Here is a 20,213-nt window from a genome sequence, read left to right as displayed (position 1 = left end):
GGTCGGCAGCCCCGACGCAGGGCGAAAGAAAAAACTTGACCGTGCGGGCTGCCACTTCCCAAGCACTTGTCGATAAATAGCCATAATACAAATCTTTGATTTCATAGAGTTGTTGGATGTATTCTATCTCAGATGTGGTGAATGCTTTGATTAATGCAGGATTAAAAATTGAGTTCATTCATGAATTTGACCACCTTTGTTATAATGCTGGCAATAGGAAGGGTAAGCGGACGGGCGGACGGAAGGAGGGCGGGTGGATTATATATTGGACGGGTTGCGGCAGGCCCTTGTCTTGCTTGTCTCCGGCGATCCCCAGACCTTTTCCGCCATACAGGTCACGGCGATCACCTCGCTTCTGGCCATCGCCGCGTCCCTGGGGCTTGGCGTCGTGCCCGGGTTCCTGCTCGGATATGCCCATTTCCCCGGCAAGCGCGCCGCCCGGACCTTCGTGGACAGCATGCTGTCCTTCCCCACCGTGGTCATCGGCCTTCTGGTCTACGCCTTCATCTCCAGGCGGGGGCCCCTGGGCGACATGGGCCTTTTGTATTCCGTTCCGGGCATGGTCATCGGCCTGACCATCCTGGGGCTGCCCATCATCGTCGCGCTCACCGCCTCGGCCGTGGAAAATCTGGACGCCCGGCTGAGGCCCACCCTCCTGACCCTGGGCGCGTCCCCCTGGCAGGTGGTGGCGACCACCCTGTGGGAGACCCGCTTCGGCATCATGCTCGCGGCCATGGCCGCCTTCGGGCGCGTGGTCTCCGAGGTGGGCATCGCCATGATCGTGGGCGGCAACATCAAGTGGCACACCCGCACCATCACCACGGCCATCGCCCTGGAAACCTCCAAGGGGGAATTCGCCATGGGCATCGCCCTGGGGCTGGTGCTCATGGTCGTGGCCTTTGCCGTCAACATCGCCGTGTCCGCCTTCCGGAGAATCTCGGAAAAATGAACGCGCCGCTCTATCACTTGCAAAACGTGACCCAGTCCCATGGCGGTCGTGTCGTTCTGGACATCCCCGCCCTGGATATCCCCGGGGGGGCCATTGTCGGGGTCACGGGCCCAAACGGCAGCGGCAAGACCACGCTTTTGCGTCTCCTGGCCTTCCTCGACCGGCCGACCGGCGGCGAGGTGCGCTTCCAGGGGCGACCCAGCCTCGGCCGGGAAAGGGAACTGCGGCGTCGGGTGACGCTTTTGGTCCAAAATCCCTATCTGCTGCGCCGTAGCGTCAGAGGCAACGTGGCCTACGGCCTCAAGGTGCGCGGAATCGGAAATATCCGGGAAAAAACCGACCAGGCCCTGGCCGCCGTGGGCCTCGATCCCGCCCGTTTCGCCGACCGCGCCCGGCATGAACTCTCGGGCGGCGAGGCCCAGCGCGTGGCCCTGGCCTCGAGGCTGGCCTTCGAGCCCACGGTCCTTTTGCTCGACGAGCCCACGGCCAGCCTGGACGGCGTTTCCGCCGAACTCGTGCGTCAGGCCGCCCTGGACGCCCGGGACCGCCTGGAAACCAGCCTGGTGGTGGTCAGCCATGACATCGGCTGGCTCACCGAGGTCAGCGACGCCGTGCTGGCCATGCAAAGCGGCCGCATCGTCGAGACCATGCGTTGAAGCGTCCCCCATCCCCAATGCCCGACCCGATGGGCCTCACAAGGAGCCGTGCCATGAAAGCCATACAGATCGTCGGATATAAAAAATCCGGGAAAACCTCCCTGGCCCTGGAGCTTGCCGCAGCCCTCAAAGCCCGGGGGCTTGCCGTGTCCGCCGCCAAGTTCACCCACAATCCCTCCCTGGACAAGGCCGATACGGATACCGACCGGCTGGCCGCCCACTGTCGGGCCGTGGCCGCCTTCACCCCGGCCGAAAGCGCGGTTTTCTGGAGCGGCCCACGGTTTTTGCACGACGTCCTGCCCCTGCTCGACGCCGATGTCCTGGTGGTCGAAGGCGGCAAGGAGCTGGCCTTTTTGCCCCGGGTGCTGGTGCTGCGCGATCCCTCCGAGGCCGCCGCCTTGCAGCCCGGCCTGGCCCTGGCCACCTTCGGCGAGGTGGGGGCGTCCGGGCTGCCGCACCTGCGCGACGTGGAGGAGCTGGCCGACCTGGCCCTGTCCAGGGGATTTTTACTGCCGGGCCTCAATTGCGGGGCCTGCGGGGAGCCCTCTTGCGCGGAGATGGCCGCCCGCATCGTGGCCGGGAATGCCGCCCCGGCGGACTGTCAGGCCGTGCGCGAGGCCATGCGCGTCACCGTGGGCGGCGTGCCCCTGGCCATGAATCCCTTCGTGGAACGCATCCTCGCGGCCGGAATCAAGGCCATGCTGGCCCAACTCAAAGGCTTCGCCCCCGGGCGGGTGGAGATCGGCCTGGATGCCTGACGTTTGGGAGAGCGCCATTTTGTCGTCTGACGTCCGTAAGGCGTCTTGTGTTTGCCGCTTTTCGCGGGTAAGGATCGGGTATCGGCAACCTGAACACGAGCCCTTGCGATGCCTATGCCAGAGGACGACCCACGGCCCCTGTCTGTCCCGGAGACACCCTCCGGCCTGCCCACAGACGCCTTCATCATCGAACGCGCCCGGCTCGAGACCGTGGCCAAGCGCATCCATCGCAAGATGGACGACTACGATTCCTACGGGTTCACCTCGCACCAAAGCATCTCCTTGAACGTCTTTTTCGATCTGGCCCAGGAGTTCCCCGAACTGGAGGATCTCTACGCCATCTGCCTGCTCATTCCGCGCATGTTTTTTGATGTCGAGTGCGACCTGTATCTTCTGGACAGCAAGGACGGCATCCTCAAGCGCTGTGCCTACCGTTGCCTGACCTCGCCCCTGGCCGAATCGCCCGAGCCCATATTTCCCGAAAAACCCCTGGTTGCCGAAAATCATTTCTTTTTGCCCATCAAAGGCAACCACGAATTGATCAGCCAGCTTCCCTTCACGCCCCACGGCGACATCATCGGCGTGCTGTGCGTGCATCCGGCCGACAAGCTCACCGAACACGACCGACTCTATTTCGAGCGCTATGCCAACCGGTTCGGCTACCAACTGCACAATCGTCTTATCAACAACAAAAACAAGGAGCACGTGCAGTTCATTCGAAGTCTGGTGAAAGACATCGGGCATAACGTCATCGTCCCAAATATTTATTTCAAGCTTTATTATAAGCGGCTTCATTCAAAAATAGATCTTTTGGACATCTACGAGCGTAAGCTGGAGCGGTTTTTGCGCAAGACCGGAGACCGCCTTGGCGATCTGATGGAAGACGGGGAAACGCTTCTCAAGGACATTGGATACATCCGGGACGGGATGGCTGACCAGTACAAGCAGATTTTCAGCCACTACATGCACACTAGCCTTTTTTTGGAGACGCTTTTGCGCCGGAGTCATTTCGAAGAAGGGCGCTATGTTCTGGAAAAGCGGATGTGCAATTTCAAGACAAAGGTCATCGATCCCCAACTGGAGCGGTACCGGCCGCGTCTTCTCGAACGCGGCATCGAGATCGACACCTCTCTGGGCGGCGTGCCCGACGCCGAGATCGAGGCCGTGGCCGATGTGGGCCTCATCAGCCAGGTCTATGCCAATCTTTTTTCCAATGTGGTGAAGTATGCCCGCGAGGTGGCCGATCCAGGCACCGGACGTACTCGCAAGTTCATGTCCTACGGGTGGGAGGGCATGAAGGATTTCTTCGGCCCCGGCCGCGACGGCATCAAGCTCAATGTGTTCAGTTCCGGGCCGCCCATGGGCAAGGAAGTGGCCGTACGCCTGTTCGATGAGGGCTACCGGGCCGACAACGCCAAGGGCGAGTACGGCACCGGGCACGGACTGTACTTTATCCGGGAGGTGGTCAGGCTGCACGGCGGCATCGAAGGCTATGAACCCACCCCCCACGGCAACAATTTCTATTTCATCCTGCCCAAGGAGCCCGAGCCGCCCCGGGCCGTGCCCACGGCCGCACAGACCGCCCCGGGCGGGCCCCGGGATCATTCGGGGCTGCCGGGCGGGGACGACGACGGCCTGGAAGCGTCCCTGCATACCCCCACTCCATGACCCGAGCCGGAACCCGATCCGACCACGCATCCCGGGCCGGGGCGGCGTTTCGCCCCCTGGCCTGGAACGGCCTGCGCCTGCGCGTCCCTCAGGGCTGGGAGCCCGCCCGCCTGGGTCGGGACTATCTGGGCCTGGAGTCGCCGGACGGCCCGGTGATGGAGGTCCGCTTCACCCGGAATGCGGGAAAGGCGGCCCCGGTGGACGTGGTGCGCCGCATGCTGAAAAAAAGCGCCGTGGCCGTGGAGATTTCGGACAACGCCATTCCCCGCGACTGGCTGGCGGCCTTGTCCGGCCGGGAAAACGCGGGGTTTTCCTGTGCCGGGACGCCGGTCTCGCGCGGGGTGGCCAGCCTGTGCCGGACCTGCGGCGCCCTGATGGTGGTCCGGTTTTTTCCGGCCGGGGAGGAAGACGACGGGGCCGTGGCCCGGGAGGTTCTGGCCTCGATCAGGGATCATGGCCGGGAGGGGGCGTCCTTTGAACTGTACGGCATCCGGCTGACGCCGCCGGAGGGGATGGGGCTGACCCGGTTTTCGTTTCAGCCTGGCCGGTTCGATCTGGAATTTTCCGGCCCGGGCCGCACCCTGGGCTATGCCCGGTTCGCCCCGGCGGACGTGCTTTTGGCCGGGGGGGACGTGGCGGCCTTTGCCGGGAAGCAACTGAGCGTTCCCGGTGTGCAGCTTGCGTTTGCGCCGACGCGCTGGCGGTTGCGCGAGGCGGCCCTGGCGGTCACGCCCCCCCCCGGTGGGCCGGTTGATGCGGCCGTGGGCGGGATTCTGCGGTTTTTTCGCAGGCGGCGGCAGGCCCGGGTGCTGGTCTGGCGCGAGGAGGCCGCCAACAAGCTGGCGGCCGTGGTGTGGTGCGGGGTGGTCCCGGCGGATGCCGGGGAATTCGAGAAGGTGTGCGCGGGTTATGGGGTTTTTTAGAAAAAAGAAGGCGGCCGGTGGGGGCGGGTTGTCCCGGGGGGAGGCCTTGTCCTTCGTCCCGGTGAAAAACGCCGCCGTACGCCAGGAGACCACGGGGGGCGGAAAGATCCGCCTGACCTATCCGGTGACCGTGCGCCCCGCGTTCTCCGGGATGCTCAGGCGGTTTGGGGTGTGGGACGGCAGGCCCTCGGACAAGACCATCGAACTCGACGAACTGGGCGCCGCGACCTGGGACTTGGCGGATGGGGTGCGAAGCGTGCGCCAGGTGTCCGAGGTCTTTGCCGGGCGTTACGGATTGGGCGCGCGCGAGGCCGAGATAGCCGTGGCCTCGTTTTTCCGGGAGCTTGGCCGCCGGGGGCTGGTGGGGTTTCAGGCCCCCGGGGACGGGGACGCCTAGTATGGCGTTCGCAAAAAAGAGGTATGTTTTTTTGTGAATAAAAATCCTAAATTCAAGGTGTTGCTGCCTGCCAAACCATAACGGAAAAGACTGAGCGCAACACTAAAATTCCGGATCGCCCAGGATGGCCGTGACCAGGGTGCTGAGGCGTCCTTCGGCCCTGCCCGCCACAGCCAAAACGTCGGCAAGGCTCGTTTCGGCCATGTCGTCCGGCAGATTGACGTTGGTCACGCAGGACAGCCCCAGGATCTCCATGCCCATGTGCCGGGCGGCGATAGCCTCAAGCACCGTGGACATGCCCACGGCGTCGGCCCCGAGGATGCGCAGCATGCGGGTCTCGGACGGGGTTTCCATTTGCGGGCCGATCACTCCGGCGTAGACCCCCTGTTCCAGGCGGATGTCCGAGGACAGGGCGCATTTCCGGGCAATATCCAGCAGGCGCGGGGAATAGACCCGGGACATGTCCGGGAAGCGCGGCCCCCAGGGGGCGTGGTTTTCCCCGGTGAGCGGGCTTTTTCCGGTCAGATTGATGTGGTCGGTGATGGCCATGAGCGAGCCGGTCTCGAAATGGGGATTGAGCCCTCCGGCGGCGTTGCTTACGAGGAGCCGGGCCACGCCCAGTTCGCCAAGCAGGCGCACGCCCATGCACACCATGGCCGGGGAATAGCCCTCGTACAGGTGGAAGCGGCCGCTCAGCAAAAACACGTCCCGCCCGGCCAGGCGGCCGCGCACCAGGTGTCCCCGATGCCCCTCCACCGTGGCGCGGGGGAACTCCGGAATATCCCCATAGTCAACGGAGACGGGGTCTTGCAGGCGATCCGCCAGCCCTCCCAGGCCGGTGCCCAGAATCATGCCGACGGCGTTATTTTCCGGCGCGTGCAGAAGACTGGCCACATGGCGCGACGCGCGCTTTACATCTGATGGATTTTGCATGTATTTCTCGCTGGGTAGGATTTACCCCAGGCTACCATGGATAGGGCATCTGGAAAAGGGGAGGCTTTTGCAGGTGTCGGCCTGGACCATGTCCAGGCGTTCGTGATGCCGGGGGGGGTGTTCGCAGGGTTCGTATGGCCGTACGGTCCCTTACCCGGGGGATGTCTCGGCCGTTTCAAGCAGGGAGCAGCACGGGGCAACGAGCGGAATTTACGGTATGGATATAGCCACATTGCTTGGTCTGTCCACGGGGCTTACGCTGGTTCTCGGCGCGATCTTCATGGGCGGTTCGCTTCTGCAGTTCTTCGACGTGCCGAGTCTGATGATCGTCGTCGGAGGAACATTGGCCTCCATCTGCGTCACCTATCCTTTCGAAGAGGTCTTCCAGGCCTTTTCGGCGGGCATGAAGATTTTCGCCTCGCGCAAGGTGAAAGACGGCGAGGTGGTGAACATGATGGTGCGCATCGCCGAGATCAGTCGCCGCGAGGGCCTTTTGGCCCTGGAGAACATCCAGACCGAAAACGCCATCCTCAAAAAGGCCTGTCAGCTCATTGCCGACAACGCCGACGCCGGACTCATCCGGGAGACCCTTCGCATCGAGATCGGTTCCATGAAGCGCCGCCACGCCGTGGGGGAGAGCGTGTTCAAGTCCCTGGCCGGGTTTTCTCCGTCCTACGGCATGATCGGCACGCTGATTGGGCTCATTCAGATGTTGGCCAAGCTCGACGATCCCAAATCCATCGGCCCGGCCATGGCCGTGGCCATCATCACCACGTTTTACGGGGCCCTGTTGTCCACCCTGTTCTTTTTGCCCATAGCCGGGAAACTGCGTTCCAGAACCCTGAACGAGACCCTGCAACTGGAGATCATTTTCGAAGGGGCCAAGTGCATCCTGGAAAACAACAACCCCAGGCTGGTCTACGAGAAGCTGTCGTCTTTCATTGCCCCCAGGGAGCGTCGCTATGAGCGCCGAGGATGAAATAGAAGGCTTTGAGGACGAGACGGAGTCCGAGGTTCCCAGTCAATGGTTGACTACCCTGGCCGATCTGTCTCTTTTGCTCATGGCCTTTTTCATCCTGCTTTTTTCCATGTCCTCCCTGGACACCAAGAAATTTACGGATTCCTTCCAGTCGGTGAAAAAGGCCATGGGGGCCAAGGGCAAGGAGCTCATGACCTCGCCGATTTCGGTCCAGGACGTCTCGGTCATGGTGGAGCAGGCCAAGCTCAAGCAGCAGATCATAAACGAGCAACGCAAGGTGTATAACGATTTTCGCTCCTACGTCTCCAGCAAGGGCGTGGAGGGCGTGGTGGCGGCCACCCTGGAGGCCGGAAAAATCACCCTGAACATGCCCTCGGGCGTGCTTTTCGACAAGGATTCGGCCGAGCTTTCGGCCAAGGGCAAGACCCTTTTGGATACCATGTTCGATTTTTTGATCAAGATGCCCGGGGAGCGGGTCAACATCCGGGGTTTCACCGACAACCTGCCTCCCCCCCAGGGCTCCCGGTTCCACGACAACTGGGAGGTGTCGGCCATGCGGGCCGTGAACGTGCTGCGCTACCTGGTGGCCAAGGGCATGCCCCCGAACCGATTGACAGCTACGGGATTAGCTGATTTAGAACCCCTTTATCCGAACAGCACCGAAGAAAACAGGGCCGGGAACCGGCGGGTGGAATTCGTGCTGGAACGGTGGATCGGAGAATAGCGGCCGCCCGGGGCGCAACACGCCACGAGTCGTGATTTTCCTCGGCGCAACGCGCGACAGGCGCGTATGGACGCAAGGCGGACGGCATGGAATTTGATTTTACCATTGAGGGCGAAGAACGTCCCCGCCGGGCCTTCCGGGCCAGGGTGGTGGGGCTTGACGCCAGGGTGCATGCCCATGACCGGGCCTATCCGGTCAAGGATATCAGCGCCACCGGGCTGGCCCTGCTTGACGAAACCGTAAGTTTCCGACAGGGAGAGTCCCTCGTTCTGGATTTGGAGATCCATCACCGGCCCTTTTTGCGGGATATGCCCGTGAAGGTGGTCCGGGTGCTCGGCGAGGGCGTTGTGGGCCTGGATTTCGCCGGGCTTGACCGTCGGATGGAGCAACGGCTGGACAAACTGGTCCTTGAGGTTCAAAAGCGGCTTATCGACCTGCGCAAGGCCCGGGAACTGGCCGATAAGCAGGCGGCGGAATCCCGGGACAAGCAGCCCGGGGATCAGGAAACGGCCTTCCCCTCAAAAGACGGCAACCCATAGCGGGAACAAGACAGCGTGATCGATACAAAGCATAAGGTCCTGGTGGCCAACCGGGGCGAGATCGCCATGCGCATCGTCCAGGCCTGCCGCAAGCTGGGCCTCGATTTTGTCTGCATATATACGAAAGAAGACGCGGCCTCGGGACATGCCGCCCTGGCCCGGCAACTCGGCGGGGATTCCCACCTCTTCCGGGTCAGCTCCTACCATGACGCCAACGAGATTCTGGCCGTCGCCGACCATGCCAAGGCCACGGCCATCCATCCGGGCTACGGCTTTTTCGCCGAGGATTTCCGGTTCGCCCGCCGGGTGACGGAACGCACCCATCCCCTGGTCTTTATCGGCCCGTCCTGGCGCATCATCCGTTCCCTGGGAGACAAGATCAACACCAAGCGCCTGGCCCGCAGCCTGTCCATCCCCACCGTGCCCGGCTCCGACCGGCCGGTCTACGACGAGATGGAGGCCGAGGAGATCGCCGAGACGCTGTTCGCCTTCCAGGCCGAACAGGGCGTGGAGAATTCCGTGGTCCTGGTCAAGGCCTCGGCCGGGGGCGGCGGCATGGGCATCGAGGAAATCCACGACATCGACCAGTTCAAGACGGTCTATCGCCGGGTGCGCAACTATGCCAAGCGCCAGTTCCACGACGAGGGCGTCTTGATCGAGCAGCGCATCTTCGACTTCAACCACCTGGAAGTCCAGATCGTGGCCGACCGCACGGGCAAGGGCATCATGCATTTCGGCACCCGCAACTGCTCGGTGCAGTCCACGGGTCGCCAGAAGCGCATCGAGGTGGCCCCGGGATTTCGGCCCGAGGAGATCCATTACGCCTTCAACGCCAAAAAGGTGATGGACGACATCGTGACCTTCTCCCTGGCCATGGCCAGGGAGGTGGGCTATGATAACGTGGGCACCTGGGAGTGGATCGTTTCCCCCACGGGGCAACCCTTCCTCATGGAGGTCAACACCCGAATCCAGGTGGAAAACGGCGTTTCTGCGGCCATCGCCCGGATTCACGGCCGGGACGGGGCGGATGTTATCGCCGAGCAGATTCGACTGGCCTTGGGCGACAGCCTCGGCTATGATCAACAAGACATCACGTTTGAGGGAGTGGGCATTGAATACCGGATCATCGCCGAGGATCCGGCCAACCGGTTCACGCCCTGGGTGGGGCGCATCGACCGGTTCACGCCCAAGGCGCAGCCATGGCTGAAATTTCACTCGCATATCCCGGGGGATGCGGCCTATATGATCCCCACGGAATATGATCCCAATCTGGCCCTGGCTATCGTCTGGGGCCGCGATCTGGCCGAAGCCAAGGCCCGCGGGGTGTCCTTCCTGGACGACATGATTCTTGCGGGCGAGGACCAGGCAGGTGCGCCCCTGCGGTCCAACGTCTCGTTTTTACGGGACAAGACCGCCGCACTTCTTCATTTTTAATACTGACACCCTCGACGGCGGCGGTACGCCCGGGAACCCCCGGCTGCAACAACGCGCGCAGGTACGAAGACGGAACATATGGATACGGAGAAACGCATCGCCGAGTTGTCCGAGCGGCTGGGATACATACGGGATATTTTCGGTTCCAGGGAAAACGCCAACATCACCCTCTTGGAATCGAAGCTTCGGGAATTTGGGGAACGCGAACGACTGGCCTCCCCCCAAGAGGCGGCCAGGCTTTTGCAGCAGCTTGAAGATCTGTTCGTCTTCCTGGAGAAAAAGCTCGACGCCGAGCTTTCCGCCATGGATGTGGTGCGCATCGTGCGCCACCCCCAGCGCGTCAGCCTCAAGGACATCCTGGAAAACGTCTACGACAATTACACCGAGATCGGCGGCCAGGACGAATACAGCATCGATCCCAGCATGCTCATCGCCCGGGCCTACATCACCCGCCGCCGGGGGGACAAGGTCCACCACCAGCCGGTCATGGTCATCGGCCAGGAAAAGGGGCACGGGCAGGAGTTCCGCAACGGCGGCTCGGTCAAGCCCTGGGGCAACGCCAAGGCCTTGCAGTACATGAAGGTCGCCGAGACCGAAAAGATTCCCATCCACACCTTCGTGTCCACGCCCGGGGCCTTCCCCGTGGAGGACTATCCCGGCGCGGCCCAGCAGATCGCCCGCAATCTCTACGAGATGGCCGGGCTCAAGGTGCCGGTGGTCAGCGTCATTTCCGAGGGCGGTTCGGGCGGGGCCGAGGCCATCGGCCTGTCCGACGCCCGGCTCATGTTCTCGCACGGCTACTATTCGGTCATCTCCCCCGAGGGCGCGGCGGCCATCGAGGCCGGCACCCGCCAGGGGCAGCGCGTGCCGCCGGAACTCATCGGGGCCTGCGCCTCGCGACTGAAGATGACCGCCAAAGACAACCTGTCCATGGGGTATGTGGACCGGATCATTCAGGAACCCCACCTGGGGGCCCGGCCTTACCACTACGATTTCTTCAAGAACCTGCGCCAGGAGATCATCCGGGCCACGGACCAGGTCTTTTTGGGCATCGCCGGGATGAAGTTGTTTCGGGCCATGGTCCTGGGCCGCCACAAGGACGTGTCCCCGGCCGACGCCGAGAGCATGTACGTGCGCTGGTCCGTGGACGAGGCCGCCGCCGAGCGGCTGTTGTGGCGCCGGTATCGCAAATACCGGTGTATGGCCGAAAACGCCTTCGTGGACAGCAGGACCCCTGCCTCGCGCCTGTACTCCAAGGTGCAAGGCGCCGTATGGTCAGGCTATTCCTTTCTGCGTTACGATTTTTTGGGCAAGCAGGAGAGGCGCCTGTCCAAGGCCTTGGGCGAGGTCGAGGGGGAACTCCGGGTGGTGGTGGACAAGATGTCCGGCCCCATTCGGAAAATGACCCGCCGGTCGGGGGCGCCCGTGTGCGATGCGGAAAAAAGCCGCATGCTCACGGAACTCTCCCAGCCGGAACTCGGGGCCTGCCTGGAGGACTGGGGGTGGAGCTACATCAGCCCCCGGGCCCGCGAGGATCGGGCCGTGACCTGCCCCAACATGAAGCAAAGCGGCTGCCCGGACCTGTGGGCCCCGGACCTCTTCGGCGACTTCGCCGGGGTGTGCAGCCATTGCGGACACCATTTCCCCATGGAATACCAATGGTATCTCCATAATGTCTTCGACGTCGACTCCCTGCACGAATTCAATGCCGAGATCGAGGCCGGAAATCCCCTGGACTACCCGGGGTTTCCGGAGAAGCTCGAGGCGGCCAAGAAAAAGACCGGCAAGAAAAGCTCCTGCCTGACCTACGAGGCCCGGATCGACGGCAAAAAAATGGTGGTGGCGGTGCTCATCGCTCCGTTTCGCGGCGGCACCGTGGGCGCGGCCGAGGGCGAGAAATTCATCCGGGCCCTGGCCCGGGCCCGCAAGCGGCACTATCCTTTCCTGGCCTACGTCCACGGCACGGCCGGGATCCGCATTCAGGAGAGCCTGCACGGACTTATCCAGATGCCCCGGGTGACCATGGCCGTGCGGCGCTACATCGAGGCCGGGGGATTGTACCTCGTGCTCTACGACACCAATTCCTACGCCGGGCCGGTGGCCAGTTTCCTGGGCTGCTCGCCCTACCAGTTCGCCGTGCGCTCCTCCAACATCGGGTTCGCAGGCCCCGGCGTCATCAAGGAAACCACCGGCATCGACATCCCCCCAAACTATCACAACGCCTACCAGGCCCTGACCCGGGGACATGTCCAGGGCATCTGGGATCGCCGCGAGGTCAGAAAGAACCTCAAGAACGCGCTTTTGACCATCGGCGGGCGCAATCTTTATTACCGGTAACAGGCCTTCGGCCGCCGTCTGCGCGGCGGACGAAGGCATGATCCGTGGGTGTCCGGGCATGCCCCGGACCAGCGCCCGGGAAGGAGGGCGAAGATGATCGACGTCAAATCCGTCCTGGAAGAGATAAAGGCCGCTCCCTACGAGGAGATCGAGATCAAGGCCCCGCATACCGGAATCGTGACCTTCGAGGTCAAGGCGCCCGGGGGCAAGGTGGCGGCCCCGTCGGGAGCCTACCTGGAAAAACCGGGCACGCTTCTGGCCAGCATCACCCGGGAGCGCAACGTCAAGCCCCTGCATGCCCTGGTCAGCGGCGAGGTGGCGTCCATCCACCTGGAGCGCGGCGGCGCCTTCGTGGAGGCCGGGACGCCCCTTCTGGTGTTGCGTCATTACCTGACCAAGGACGAGGTGGTGGCCGCGATTTTAAAGCGCGTGCTGCACCTTTTCACCGCGCCGGAGCGGGCCAAGTACTATTTCATCCCCAGCGTGGACATCAAGGTCAAGTCCGGCGGATGCCGGGCGGTCACGGTCAAGCCGGGCATGGAGCTTTTCATCGTCTCGCGCATGAAGCGCGAAAAGCCCCTGTCCTACGACGGCCCGGAAGGCATCATCTACGCCATCTATTTTCAGCACGACGACAATGTGGAGGCCGGTCAGCCGCTCATCGGGGTCTGTCCCGAGAGCCAGACGGGGCTCATACAGGACGTGGTCAACCGGGTGCATAGCGATTGGGAAGAACGCAATTGACTGTAAAGGAGGTCGTGTGGGCGCCTTTTTGCAAATTCGCGTATCGGCCGTGACCGTCGACCCCGCAAAGGTCAAAAAGGCCTGGCCGCAACTCGTGCGGCTGGCCTATCCCGTGGAGGCGACGCCTTCCCCGGAGGGTCTGGGCGTCCTGGAGCTGGCGGCGACGCTTGGGGACCGGGTACGCCTGGACGATATTGCGGTCTCGGGCGGCTTCGATCCCAGGCCGGGCATCCGCGCCGTGGCCGAGTTGGCCCGGAAATTGGAAGAGGCCCTGGCCTCCCGGAACCCGCAGGCAGCCGATTCCCTCAGTTACGCCATAGAAGACGCTTTGTCGGAACTGGAGCGAGGACTGGGTTGACCTCGTTTCTGTTCTTGTTTAAAATACATCCTATTTGTTGCCCGGAGGAATCGGCATGGCCGGAAGTCTGAATAAAGTGATTCTTATTGGCCGCCTCGGCCAGGACCCCAAACTGACCTATCTCCCCTCGGGCAGCCCGGTGGCCAACTTCAATCTGGCCACGGATGAATCCTATCGTGATCGTGATGGGAACAAGGTGGAAAAGACTGAATGGCATCGAGTGGCCGTGTACGGCCGCTCTGCGGAATTTTGCGGCAACTATCTGTCCAAGGGTCGGTTGGTGTACATTGAAGGGGCGTTGCGCACCCGGAAATGGCAGGGCCAGGACGGACAGGACCGCTACACGACCGAGGTCGTGGTTACGAGCCCCGGTCACACGGTACAGGGGTTGGACCGCGCCCAGACCGCCGACGCGCCTCCGGGCGAGTACGGCGGCCAGCCGCGTCAGGAACGCCCGAAGCAGGGCGGCCGCCCGGCCGCGCGCTCCGGGTCGGACGACGAGCTCGGCCCGGCCTTCCCGTCCGAGGCCTCCGGTATGGACGACGTTCCCTTTTAGGCCCGCGGGAGGGCATGTCCCCAGAACCCGCAAGTAACCCAACGACATGATTCTTGTCGAATCTTGGACCATGGTACGATCCTGGCTCCAAATCCCATGAGAAGCATGCGAAAACCGAAGGAGTCACACCCATGTCCAAGAAGCTGTATGTCGGAAATCTGCCTTTTACCTGCTCGGAAGACGATGTCCGCGACCATTTCTCCCCTTACGGCGAAGTTATCTCCGTCAGCCTCATCAGCGACCGCGAGACCGGCCGCGCCCGTGGCTTCGGCTTTGTTGAGATGGATGACCAGGGCGCCTCCTCGGCCGTCGAGGCCCTTGACGGCAAGCCCTTCCAGGGCCGCAATCTGCGGGTCAACGAGGCCCAGGAGCGCGCTCCGCGCCGTCCCGGCGGCGGCGGCGGCGACGGCCGTCCCCCCCGTCGTTCCTGGTAGTATGGGATGACTCTGACCGGTGACGGTCGGATGGTTTCAGCTCGTGCTTCGCGGGGGATCGGTTGCGGCCGGTCCCCCGTTTTTTTGCGACCTGGTTGACAAGTGACGCGTGTCAGTTTACATGCAGGCCATGATTGTGTCGTTCCGGCATCGCGGGCTGCGTCGTCTCTATGAGCATGACGACAGGCGCGGGCTCAACTCCGAACACGTGGATAAAATACGCCGTATTTTGGCTTTGCTGGACCAGGCGCACGGGCCGGAGGATATGGACCTGCCTGGTTTTCGCCTGCATCCCCTGGCCGGGGGGCTGGCCGGATCGTACAGCGTGGTCGTGCGGGCCAACTGGCGGATCATATTTCGGTTTAGCGGAACAGATGCATCGGAAGTCGATTATCTGGACTATCATTAAAGGAGGTTTGGGCCATGATGCAAAACCCTCCGCATCCGGGGCTTTTGGTGCGTCACGACTGCCTGGAGCCCCTGGAGCTGAGCGTCACCGGGGCGGCCAGGGCGCTCGGCGTCAGCCGTCAGACCCTCAATAACCTGATCAACGGCAAATCCGGCGTGTCGCCGGAAATGGCCATTCGGTTGTCCAAGGCCTTCGGCGGCAGCGCCGAGGTGTGGCTGCGGCTCCAGATGGCGTATGATCTGGCGCAGGCCAGGCGGCACGAAGGGGATATTGTGGTGGAGCGGATCAGTTCGCCCCTTCCCCGGGTGTCCGGATCGAAGTCCCGGTCTCAGTCGGCCTGAGCGGCGGCCAGTTCCTCCGTGATCCTGGCCATGGTTTTTCCGATGGCGGCCTGGACGGCGGGGGCCTCACGGGCAGGCGAATCCGATGATGTCGGGTGTGTAGGTCATAGGTGCTCCTCGACCTTGCGGGTTTCGTTCTGGATCTCGGCGATGATGGCCTCGCGGGGGGTGACGCTTATGGACGCGACGTTGGCCGGGTCGAATCCCATGGCCAGGGCCAGAAGCTGGGTGTAGTAGAAGACCGGGATCTCGAAGTCGATTTCGCCGCGCTCTTTGAGGGTCTTTTGCGACATGTCGAACTGCAGAAAGCAGGAGGAGCAGGTGGTGGCGATACAATCGGGATCGATCTCTTCCTTGATGGACATGAGCTTGGTCTTAAACAGCTCAAGCGACTTCTCCACGTCCGTGGAGCGCATGCCGCCCATGCCGCAGCAGGCCTCCAGACGCGAATAATGCGGCGCGGACGCCCCAAGGGCCTCGACCAGATCTTTCAAGTGGGTGGGGAAAAACGAGTTTTTCTCCTTCACATGGTAGACGTCCGACGGCCACAGGATGTGGCAGCCGGGCTGAACCGCGATCTTTAGCCCCGAGAGGTCGTACTTCAGGCTCTCTTTTATTTTCTCCACTCCCACCGTGTCATGCAGGACATGGGAGATGTGGTAGATGTCGCTTGTGCCCTTGAACTCGCGATGGATGGCCCCGAGCTTTTCGTTGATGATCTTTTTGCGGGAGGCGTCGGCCTCGATGAAGTGCTTGGCCTCGCTTAAGACCCCGAAGCAGCTGTTGCAGCCGGTCATGATGGGCACGCCGAGATCCTCGGCGATGGTGATGTTGCGGCCGGAAACCGCACACCAGGTGGTCAGATCGAAGGACGGGGCCGTACCCCAGGCCGGGCAACAACCCGCGCCGGGAAGGTCCGTGACCTCGATGCCCAGCGCCGGGAAGACCTTGCGGAAGGACTGTTCGATGTCCGGGGCCTTGAACGGGATGTTGCATCCCAGATAGAGTCCGTATTTTTCCATTGCCAAATCTCCTTCTGGCCGTGTCGCGTTGGCTAAAACAGCCCCAGTTCGCCCATGGGGCTATCGTCGAGCAGGGCCTGGATTTCCTTCTGGGCCTTCTCGTCATAGGCCGAGGTGGGGGCCTTGGCGGGCAGGCCCACCTTCTCGCGTAGCGGCCCGGCCTCGGTGAACACGGCGTGCCCCGTGCCGTACAGGTTCATCTGGCTGGTGGTGGCGGAGGAGGAAAAGGCCAGTTCGCTGGCCTGATACCGGCGATAGGCAAAGACCACTTCCTGGGGCCGCACGCCTTGGGGACAGACCTCGGTACACCGGTTGCAGGCCTGGCAGCCCCAGGTGGAGGTCTCTTCCACCAGTTCCTCGAACTGGCCGTCCAGGATCTTCTTGATGAGCATGCGGCACAGGATCGGAAATCCGGCCTTGACCCCGGGACACACGGCGGAACACGCCCCGCACTGGACGCATTTGAGGACGCCCGTGCCGCCGTATTCCATGATCCGCCTGACGGAATCCTTTATCTTATCGCTGTCGAGAACGATTGCGGGCATGAAACTTCCTCCTTAGGCGGTCAGGGCCGCGATTTGGGCGAATATCTGGTCTTCCGCGTAGCCGTGCAGCACGATGGCCGCCGAGGGGCAGGCCGCCGTGCACACGCCGCAGCCCTTGCACTGGATGATGTCGATGGTCGCCCGGGGCTTCTCGGCGCAGGGCTTGAGGCTGATGGCGCTATACGGGCAGAGGGGCACGCAGATGCCGCAGCCGCTGCACTTTTCGGTCTGCACCTCGGAGATGGTGGGCTCGATCTTGACCCGGCCCTGGCACAGGGGCACGGCCGCAGCCGCCGCAGCGCCCTTGGCCTGGGACACGGTGTCCGGGATGTCTTTGGGGCCCTGGCAGCAGCCGGCCAGGAAGATGCCCTCGGTTGCGGTCTCCACGGGGCCCAGCTTGGGATGCAGTTCCTTGAAGAAGTTGGAGCCGCACAATTGCAGCCCCAGGGTCTGGGCCAGCTTTTTGGTCGCGGGCGGCAGCTCCATGGCCGTGGCCAGGATCACCAGGTCGGACTCGTATTCCACCGGGGAGCAGGCGTCCAGGTCGTAGGCCAGAACCCGCAGGTTGTCACCGGGAAGCACTTCCAGGCCGCCCACCTTGCCGCGCAGGATGTTGATGCCCATGCGGCGGGCGCCGGTGTAGTATTCGTCGTAGTCCTTGCCCGGGCTTCTCACGTCGATAAAGTGCATGAAGATGTTTATGTCCGGATATTTCTCTTTGATGAGCCGGGCCTGCTTGATCATGTACATGCAGCACACCCGTGAGCAGTAGGTGTGGTATTTTTCGTCACGCGACCCCACGCAGGACACAAAGGTCAGGGTGTGGGGCTTTTGGTTGTCGGAAGGCCGCAACAGCTTGCCGCCGGTGGGGCCGGTGGCCGAGATCAGGCGCTCCATCTGAAGCGCCGTGATGACGTTTTTGTTGTCCGGGGCCATCTCCTTGAACCAGCCCTTGTCCATGACCTGGAAACCCGTGGCCACCACGATGGTCCCGACCTTGATCTCCTTGATCTCGCCCGCCGGATCCCACGTAAGGGTGCGGTTGATGGCGTCGGCCGGACAGGCCTTTTCGCAGGGGGCCAGGATGGGCTTGCCGGTTTTTTCGCTGATTTTGGGTGCGGTTCCGATCTCCCGGCCGCCGCAGCTCTTGCAGTGGGCCATGTCCACCACGGCCTTTTTGGGCACGGCCTGGGGAAAATGGATGTAGGCGGCCTTGCGGTTCGACAGGCCCATGTTGAACTCGTCGGGCGTTTTGGAGGGGCACTTTTCGGCGCAGGCCCCGCAGCCGGTACACTTGCTCCAGTCCACGTAGGCCTGCTTGCGGCGGACCTTGACGTTGAAGTTGCCGATATATCCCTCCACGTCCTCGATCTCGGAATAGGTCAGAAGCTCGATGTTGGGATGGTTTCCGGCCTCGACCATGACCGGGGTCAGGATGCAGGCCGAACAGTCGTTGGTGGGGAAGGTCTTGTCCAACATGGCCATGACCCCGCCGATGGAGGGCTCTTTTTCGACCAGGTAGGTCTTAAATCCCATCTTGGCCAATTCCAGGGCCGAGAAGATGCCGGCCACGCCGCCGCCGATGACCAGGGCGGCCTTGGTCACGTCCACGTACTTGTCTTCCAGGGGATGCAGCCTCGCGGCCTTGCCCACGGCGCTGGCCACCAGCCTCTTGGCCTTTTGGGTCGCGCCCTGGGGATCCTGGGCATGCACCCAGGAACCCTGGTCGCGGATGTTGGCCATCTCAAAGAGGTATTTGTTGAGCCCACCGGCCGAAAGAGCGCCACGGAAGATGGGCTCGTGGGTGCGCGGGGTGCAGGCGGCCACCACGACCTTGTCCACCAGGCCGTCACGGATGTCCTGCTTGATCATTGCCTGGCCCGAGTCCGAACACATGAACAGTTCCTTGCGGGCCACGGCCACGTCCGGCAGGGTCTCGGCAAAGGTCCGAACGGCCTCCACGTCGATGACTCCGGCGATGTTCGAGCCGCAATGACACACGTAAACGCCGACTTTCGCCATGTCTTCCTCCTTGGCGCATTTCAAAAAAACGCAGCCTGATCCGTTCCCCATGACTGTGGCGCACGGACGGGCACGCCGATTTCCCGTGGCCTTTTCTTCCGCCCTGTCCGCCGGATCAGCCGCCCCGGCGAGACATCTTTCATCATCCATCCCGCCAAGCTTGCGTCCCGCAACGGGATCATGTCCCATACGCGCTGGCGAGCCGATGCGACGCCGCGCGGCAAGAGCCCGGAATACTTTCCTATCTTTCTAAATCCATTGTTCATTCCTGAGATGCCGGTCAAATTGGAAAGAGATAAGGAGGGTGTTGCTTGCTGTTGCGAATCCTGATGGAGGGGATGATCTTCATTACGGTGTCTTCTCGGTAACAAGGTAATTAAAAAAGGAGCATAAAAAGCATAAAAAATATGCTCCATGCATTTTGGTCACTTCTATCCATGCTATCACTGTATGCCATTGGAAACAATAATTGAAACACATTGATCTTTATTTCACAAACGTCCTGGCAGGCCCGGGGCCGGGGGCAGCCCGCGCCGGTCTCGGGGCGCGGGGCGAGGCGGCGGCGTGCTTCACGTTCAGGCAGGGGCGTGCTATTTCTCCCGTCGCGTCCCGTAGAAATCTCTTTCTCCGATTTGTTGGGATGTTTTTGGGCATTCACCAACGTCGAGGACGCCACAGGGGGCTGCACGGGAGGGCCTATGCGCGGGGACGCGGCAGGACGACTTTTTGTGGTGGCCACGCCCCTTGGCGACGTGACCGACCTTTCGCCCCGGGCGGCCCGGTTGCTGGCCGAGGCGGACGTGGTGCTGGCCGAGGACACCCGGCGCACGGGGCTTCTCTTCAAGCGCCTGGGGATTGCCGCCAAAGGATTTTTGAGCCTGCACGACCACAACGAACAGGCCCGCCTGGAGCAGGTGTTGGGACTTTTGGCCCAGGGCATGACCCTGGCCCTGGTGTCCGACGCCGGGACGCCGCTTCTGTCCGATCCGGGCTACCGCCTGGTGCGGGCCTGCCGTGAGGCGGGGTATGCCGTCTCCCCGGCGCCCGGCCCTTCGGCCGTGACCGCAGCCTTAAGCGCCGCCGGACTGCCGCCCTATCCCTTCACCTTCCTTGGTTTTTTGCCCCGCAAGACCTCGGACATCCGCCGTCTCTTCGAAAAGCACGCCCAGACCGGGGCCACATTGGTCTTTTTCGAGCGCAAAACCCGTCTGGGCAAAACCCTGGCCGCGGCGTCGGCCGCCCTGGGCGAACGGGAATGCGTGGTGGCCCGGGAGATGACCAAGACCTTCGAGGAGTTTTTGCCCGGACGGTTGTCGGATATGGCGGCGAATCCCCCGGAGGTTCTGGGGGAGATCACGGTCGTTGTGGGTCCGGCCATGGATGACGGCCTGCCCACGCCTGCCCCGGAGGTGCGCCGGGTGGCCGGGGAGGTGGCCCGGGAGGGACTGCGGCCCCGGGAGACGGCCCGGCGCGTGGCGGCCCGGG

At 62.8% G+C, this 20,213-nt stretch carries 23 protein-coding genes; 18 read left to right on the top strand and 5 right to left on the bottom strand.

Going from position 1 to position 20,213, the window contains the following annotated elements; translation table 11 throughout:
- The first annotated feature begins 253 nt into the window (after window positions 1-253).
- The 6 genes from V3572_RS08475 (at window position 254) to V3572_RS08450 (ending at window position 5,351) form a co-directional block, all read left to right on the top strand.
- The gene (locus V3572_RS08475) at window positions 254-949 is read left to right on the top strand and encodes an ABC transporter permease (protein WP_332110552.1); all 696 of its coding nucleotides are present in this window, start codon (window positions 254-256) and stop codon (window positions 947-949) included.
- Window positions 946-1,605, top strand: a complete 660-nt coding sequence (locus V3572_RS08470) for an energy-coupling factor ABC transporter ATP-binding protein (protein WP_332110551.1) — start codon at window positions 946-948, stop codon at window positions 1,603-1,605. The genes V3572_RS08475 and V3572_RS08470 overlap by 4 nt, the downstream gene beginning before the upstream one ends.
- A gap of 53 nt (window positions 1,606-1,658) precedes the next feature.
- Complete coding sequence (locus V3572_RS08465) at window positions 1,659-2,363, top strand: molybdopterin-guanine dinucleotide biosynthesis protein MobB (RefSeq protein WP_332110550.1); 705 nt, start codon at window positions 1,659-1,661, stop codon at window positions 2,361-2,363.
- 108 nt (window positions 2,364-2,471) lie between these two features.
- Window positions 2,472-4,031, top strand: a complete 1,560-nt coding sequence (locus V3572_RS08460) for a sensor histidine kinase (protein ID WP_332110549.1) — start codon at window positions 2,472-2,474, stop codon at window positions 4,029-4,031.
- Complete coding sequence (locus V3572_RS08455) at window positions 4,028-4,954, top strand: hypothetical protein (RefSeq protein WP_332110548.1); 927 nt, start codon at window positions 4,028-4,030, stop codon at window positions 4,952-4,954. The genes V3572_RS08460 and V3572_RS08455 overlap by 4 nt, the downstream gene beginning before the upstream one ends.
- Window positions 4,941-5,351: a PqqD family protein gene (locus V3572_RS08450; protein WP_332110547.1), complete on the top strand. Its 411-nt coding sequence runs from the start codon at window positions 4,941-4,943 to the stop codon at window positions 5,349-5,351. Before V3572_RS08455 ends, V3572_RS08450 begins: the two co-directional genes overlap by 14 nt.
- A gap of 102 nt (window positions 5,352-5,453) precedes the next feature.
- Here V3572_RS08450 and V3572_RS08445 read toward each other — a convergent pair whose 3' ends face one another.
- The gene (locus tag V3572_RS08445; protein ID WP_332110546.1) at window positions 5,454-6,284 is read right to left on the bottom strand and encodes a purine-nucleoside phosphorylase; all 831 of its coding nucleotides are present in this window, start codon (window positions 6,282-6,284) and stop codon (window positions 5,454-5,456) included.
- A gap of 217 nt (window positions 6,285-6,501) precedes the next feature.
- On the opposite strand from V3572_RS08445, the gene V3572_RS08440 reads away from it, so the two are divergent.
- The 11 genes from V3572_RS08440 to V3572_RS08390 all read left to right on the top strand — a co-directional run bounded on the left by V3572_RS08440 (window position 6,502) and on the right by V3572_RS08390 (window position 15,139).
- Window positions 6,502-7,263, top strand: a complete 762-nt coding sequence (locus V3572_RS08440; RefSeq protein WP_332110545.1) for a motility protein A — start codon at window positions 6,502-6,504, stop codon at window positions 7,261-7,263.
- Complete coding sequence (locus V3572_RS08435; RefSeq protein WP_332110544.1) at window positions 7,247-7,987, top strand: flagellar motor protein MotB; 741 nt, start codon at window positions 7,247-7,249, stop codon at window positions 7,985-7,987. The genes V3572_RS08440 and V3572_RS08435 overlap by 17 nt, the downstream gene beginning before the upstream one ends.
- Window positions 7,988-8,073: 86 nt before the next feature.
- Window positions 8,074-8,526 (top strand): PilZ domain-containing protein, encoded by a 453-nt coding sequence (locus V3572_RS08430; protein WP_332110543.1) that lies wholly within the window; start codon window positions 8,074-8,076, stop codon window positions 8,524-8,526.
- A 15-nt stretch (window positions 8,527-8,541) separates the two neighbouring features.
- Window positions 8,542-9,960, top strand: a complete 1,419-nt coding sequence (locus V3572_RS08425) for a biotin carboxylase N-terminal domain-containing protein (RefSeq protein WP_332110542.1) — start codon at window positions 8,542-8,544, stop codon at window positions 9,958-9,960.
- Between the two features lie 78 nt (window positions 9,961-10,038).
- Window positions 10,039-12,297, top strand: coding sequence for a carboxyl transferase domain-containing protein (locus V3572_RS08420; RefSeq protein WP_332110541.1), 2,259 nt, complete (start codon window positions 10,039-10,041; stop codon window positions 12,295-12,297).
- A 93-nt stretch (window positions 12,298-12,390) separates the two neighbouring features.
- Window positions 12,391-13,041 carry a biotin attachment protein gene (locus tag V3572_RS08415; RefSeq protein ID WP_332110540.1) on the top strand — a complete coding sequence of 217 codons (651 nt, stop codon included), beginning with the start codon at window positions 12,391-12,393 and terminating at the stop codon, window positions 13,039-13,041.
- A 16-nt stretch (window positions 13,042-13,057) separates the two neighbouring features.
- Window positions 13,058-13,399, top strand: a complete 342-nt coding sequence (locus V3572_RS08410) for a hypothetical protein (RefSeq protein WP_332110539.1) — start codon at window positions 13,058-13,060, stop codon at window positions 13,397-13,399.
- Between the two features lie 55 nt (window positions 13,400-13,454).
- A complete protein-coding gene (locus V3572_RS08405; protein WP_332110538.1) occupies window positions 13,455-13,955 on the top strand; it encodes a single-stranded DNA-binding protein in 501 nt (166 codons plus the stop codon).
- A 131-nt stretch (window positions 13,956-14,086) separates the two neighbouring features.
- On the top strand, window positions 14,087-14,389 hold the full coding sequence (locus V3572_RS08400; protein WP_163302284.1) for an RNA recognition motif domain-containing protein: 303 nt from the start codon (window positions 14,087-14,089) through the stop codon (window positions 14,387-14,389).
- Between the two features lie 121 nt (window positions 14,390-14,510).
- On the top strand, window positions 14,511-14,798 hold the full coding sequence (locus V3572_RS08395) for a type II toxin-antitoxin system RelE/ParE family toxin (protein WP_332110537.1): 288 nt from the start codon (window positions 14,511-14,513) through the stop codon (window positions 14,796-14,798).
- Between the two features lie 14 nt (window positions 14,799-14,812).
- The gene (locus V3572_RS08390; protein ID WP_332110536.1) at window positions 14,813-15,139 is read left to right on the top strand and encodes a HigA family addiction module antitoxin; all 327 of its coding nucleotides are present in this window, start codon (window positions 14,813-14,815) and stop codon (window positions 15,137-15,139) included.
- 104 nt (window positions 15,140-15,243) lie between these two features.
- On the opposite strand, the gene V3572_RS08385 is transcribed toward V3572_RS08390, so the two are convergent.
- The 4 genes from V3572_RS08385 to V3572_RS08370 are packed head-to-tail and all read right to left on the bottom strand — an operon-like array spanning window position 15,244 to window position 19,144.
- The gene (locus tag V3572_RS08385) at window positions 15,244-16,161 is read right to left on the bottom strand and encodes a CoB--CoM heterodisulfide reductase iron-sulfur subunit B family protein (RefSeq protein WP_332110535.1); all 918 of its coding nucleotides are present in this window, start codon (window positions 16,159-16,161) and stop codon (window positions 15,244-15,246) included.
- Window positions 16,162-16,193: 32 nt separating this feature from the next.
- The gene (locus tag V3572_RS08380) at window positions 16,194-16,706 is read right to left on the bottom strand and encodes a 4Fe-4S dicluster domain-containing protein (protein WP_332110534.1); all 513 of its coding nucleotides are present in this window, start codon (window positions 16,704-16,706) and stop codon (window positions 16,194-16,196) included.
- A 12-nt stretch (window positions 16,707-16,718) separates the two neighbouring features.
- Complete coding sequence (locus V3572_RS08375) at window positions 16,719-18,728, bottom strand: CoB--CoM heterodisulfide reductase iron-sulfur subunit A family protein (RefSeq protein ID WP_332110533.1); 2,010 nt, start codon at window positions 18,726-18,728, stop codon at window positions 16,719-16,721.
- Window positions 18,729-18,748: 20 nt separating this feature from the next.
- Window positions 18,749-19,144 carry a hypothetical protein gene (locus V3572_RS08370; RefSeq protein WP_332110532.1) on the bottom strand — a complete coding sequence of 132 codons (396 nt, stop codon included), beginning with the start codon at window positions 19,142-19,144 and terminating at the stop codon, window positions 18,749-18,751.
- Window positions 19,145-19,426: 282 nt separating this feature from the next.
- Here V3572_RS08370 and rsmI point away from each other — a divergent pair.
- The coding region (gene rsmI, locus V3572_RS08365) for a 16S rRNA (cytidine(1402)-2'-O)-methyltransferase (protein WP_332110531.1) at window positions 19,427-20,213 on the top strand (787 nt) is incomplete at its 3' end.

Source organism: Desulfolutivibrio sp. (assembly GCF_036584575.1).
GTDB lineage: Bacteria > Desulfobacterota > Desulfovibrionia > Desulfovibrionales > Desulfovibrionaceae > Desulfolutivibrio.
This window is presented reverse-complemented; position numbering and strand designations above follow the sequence as displayed.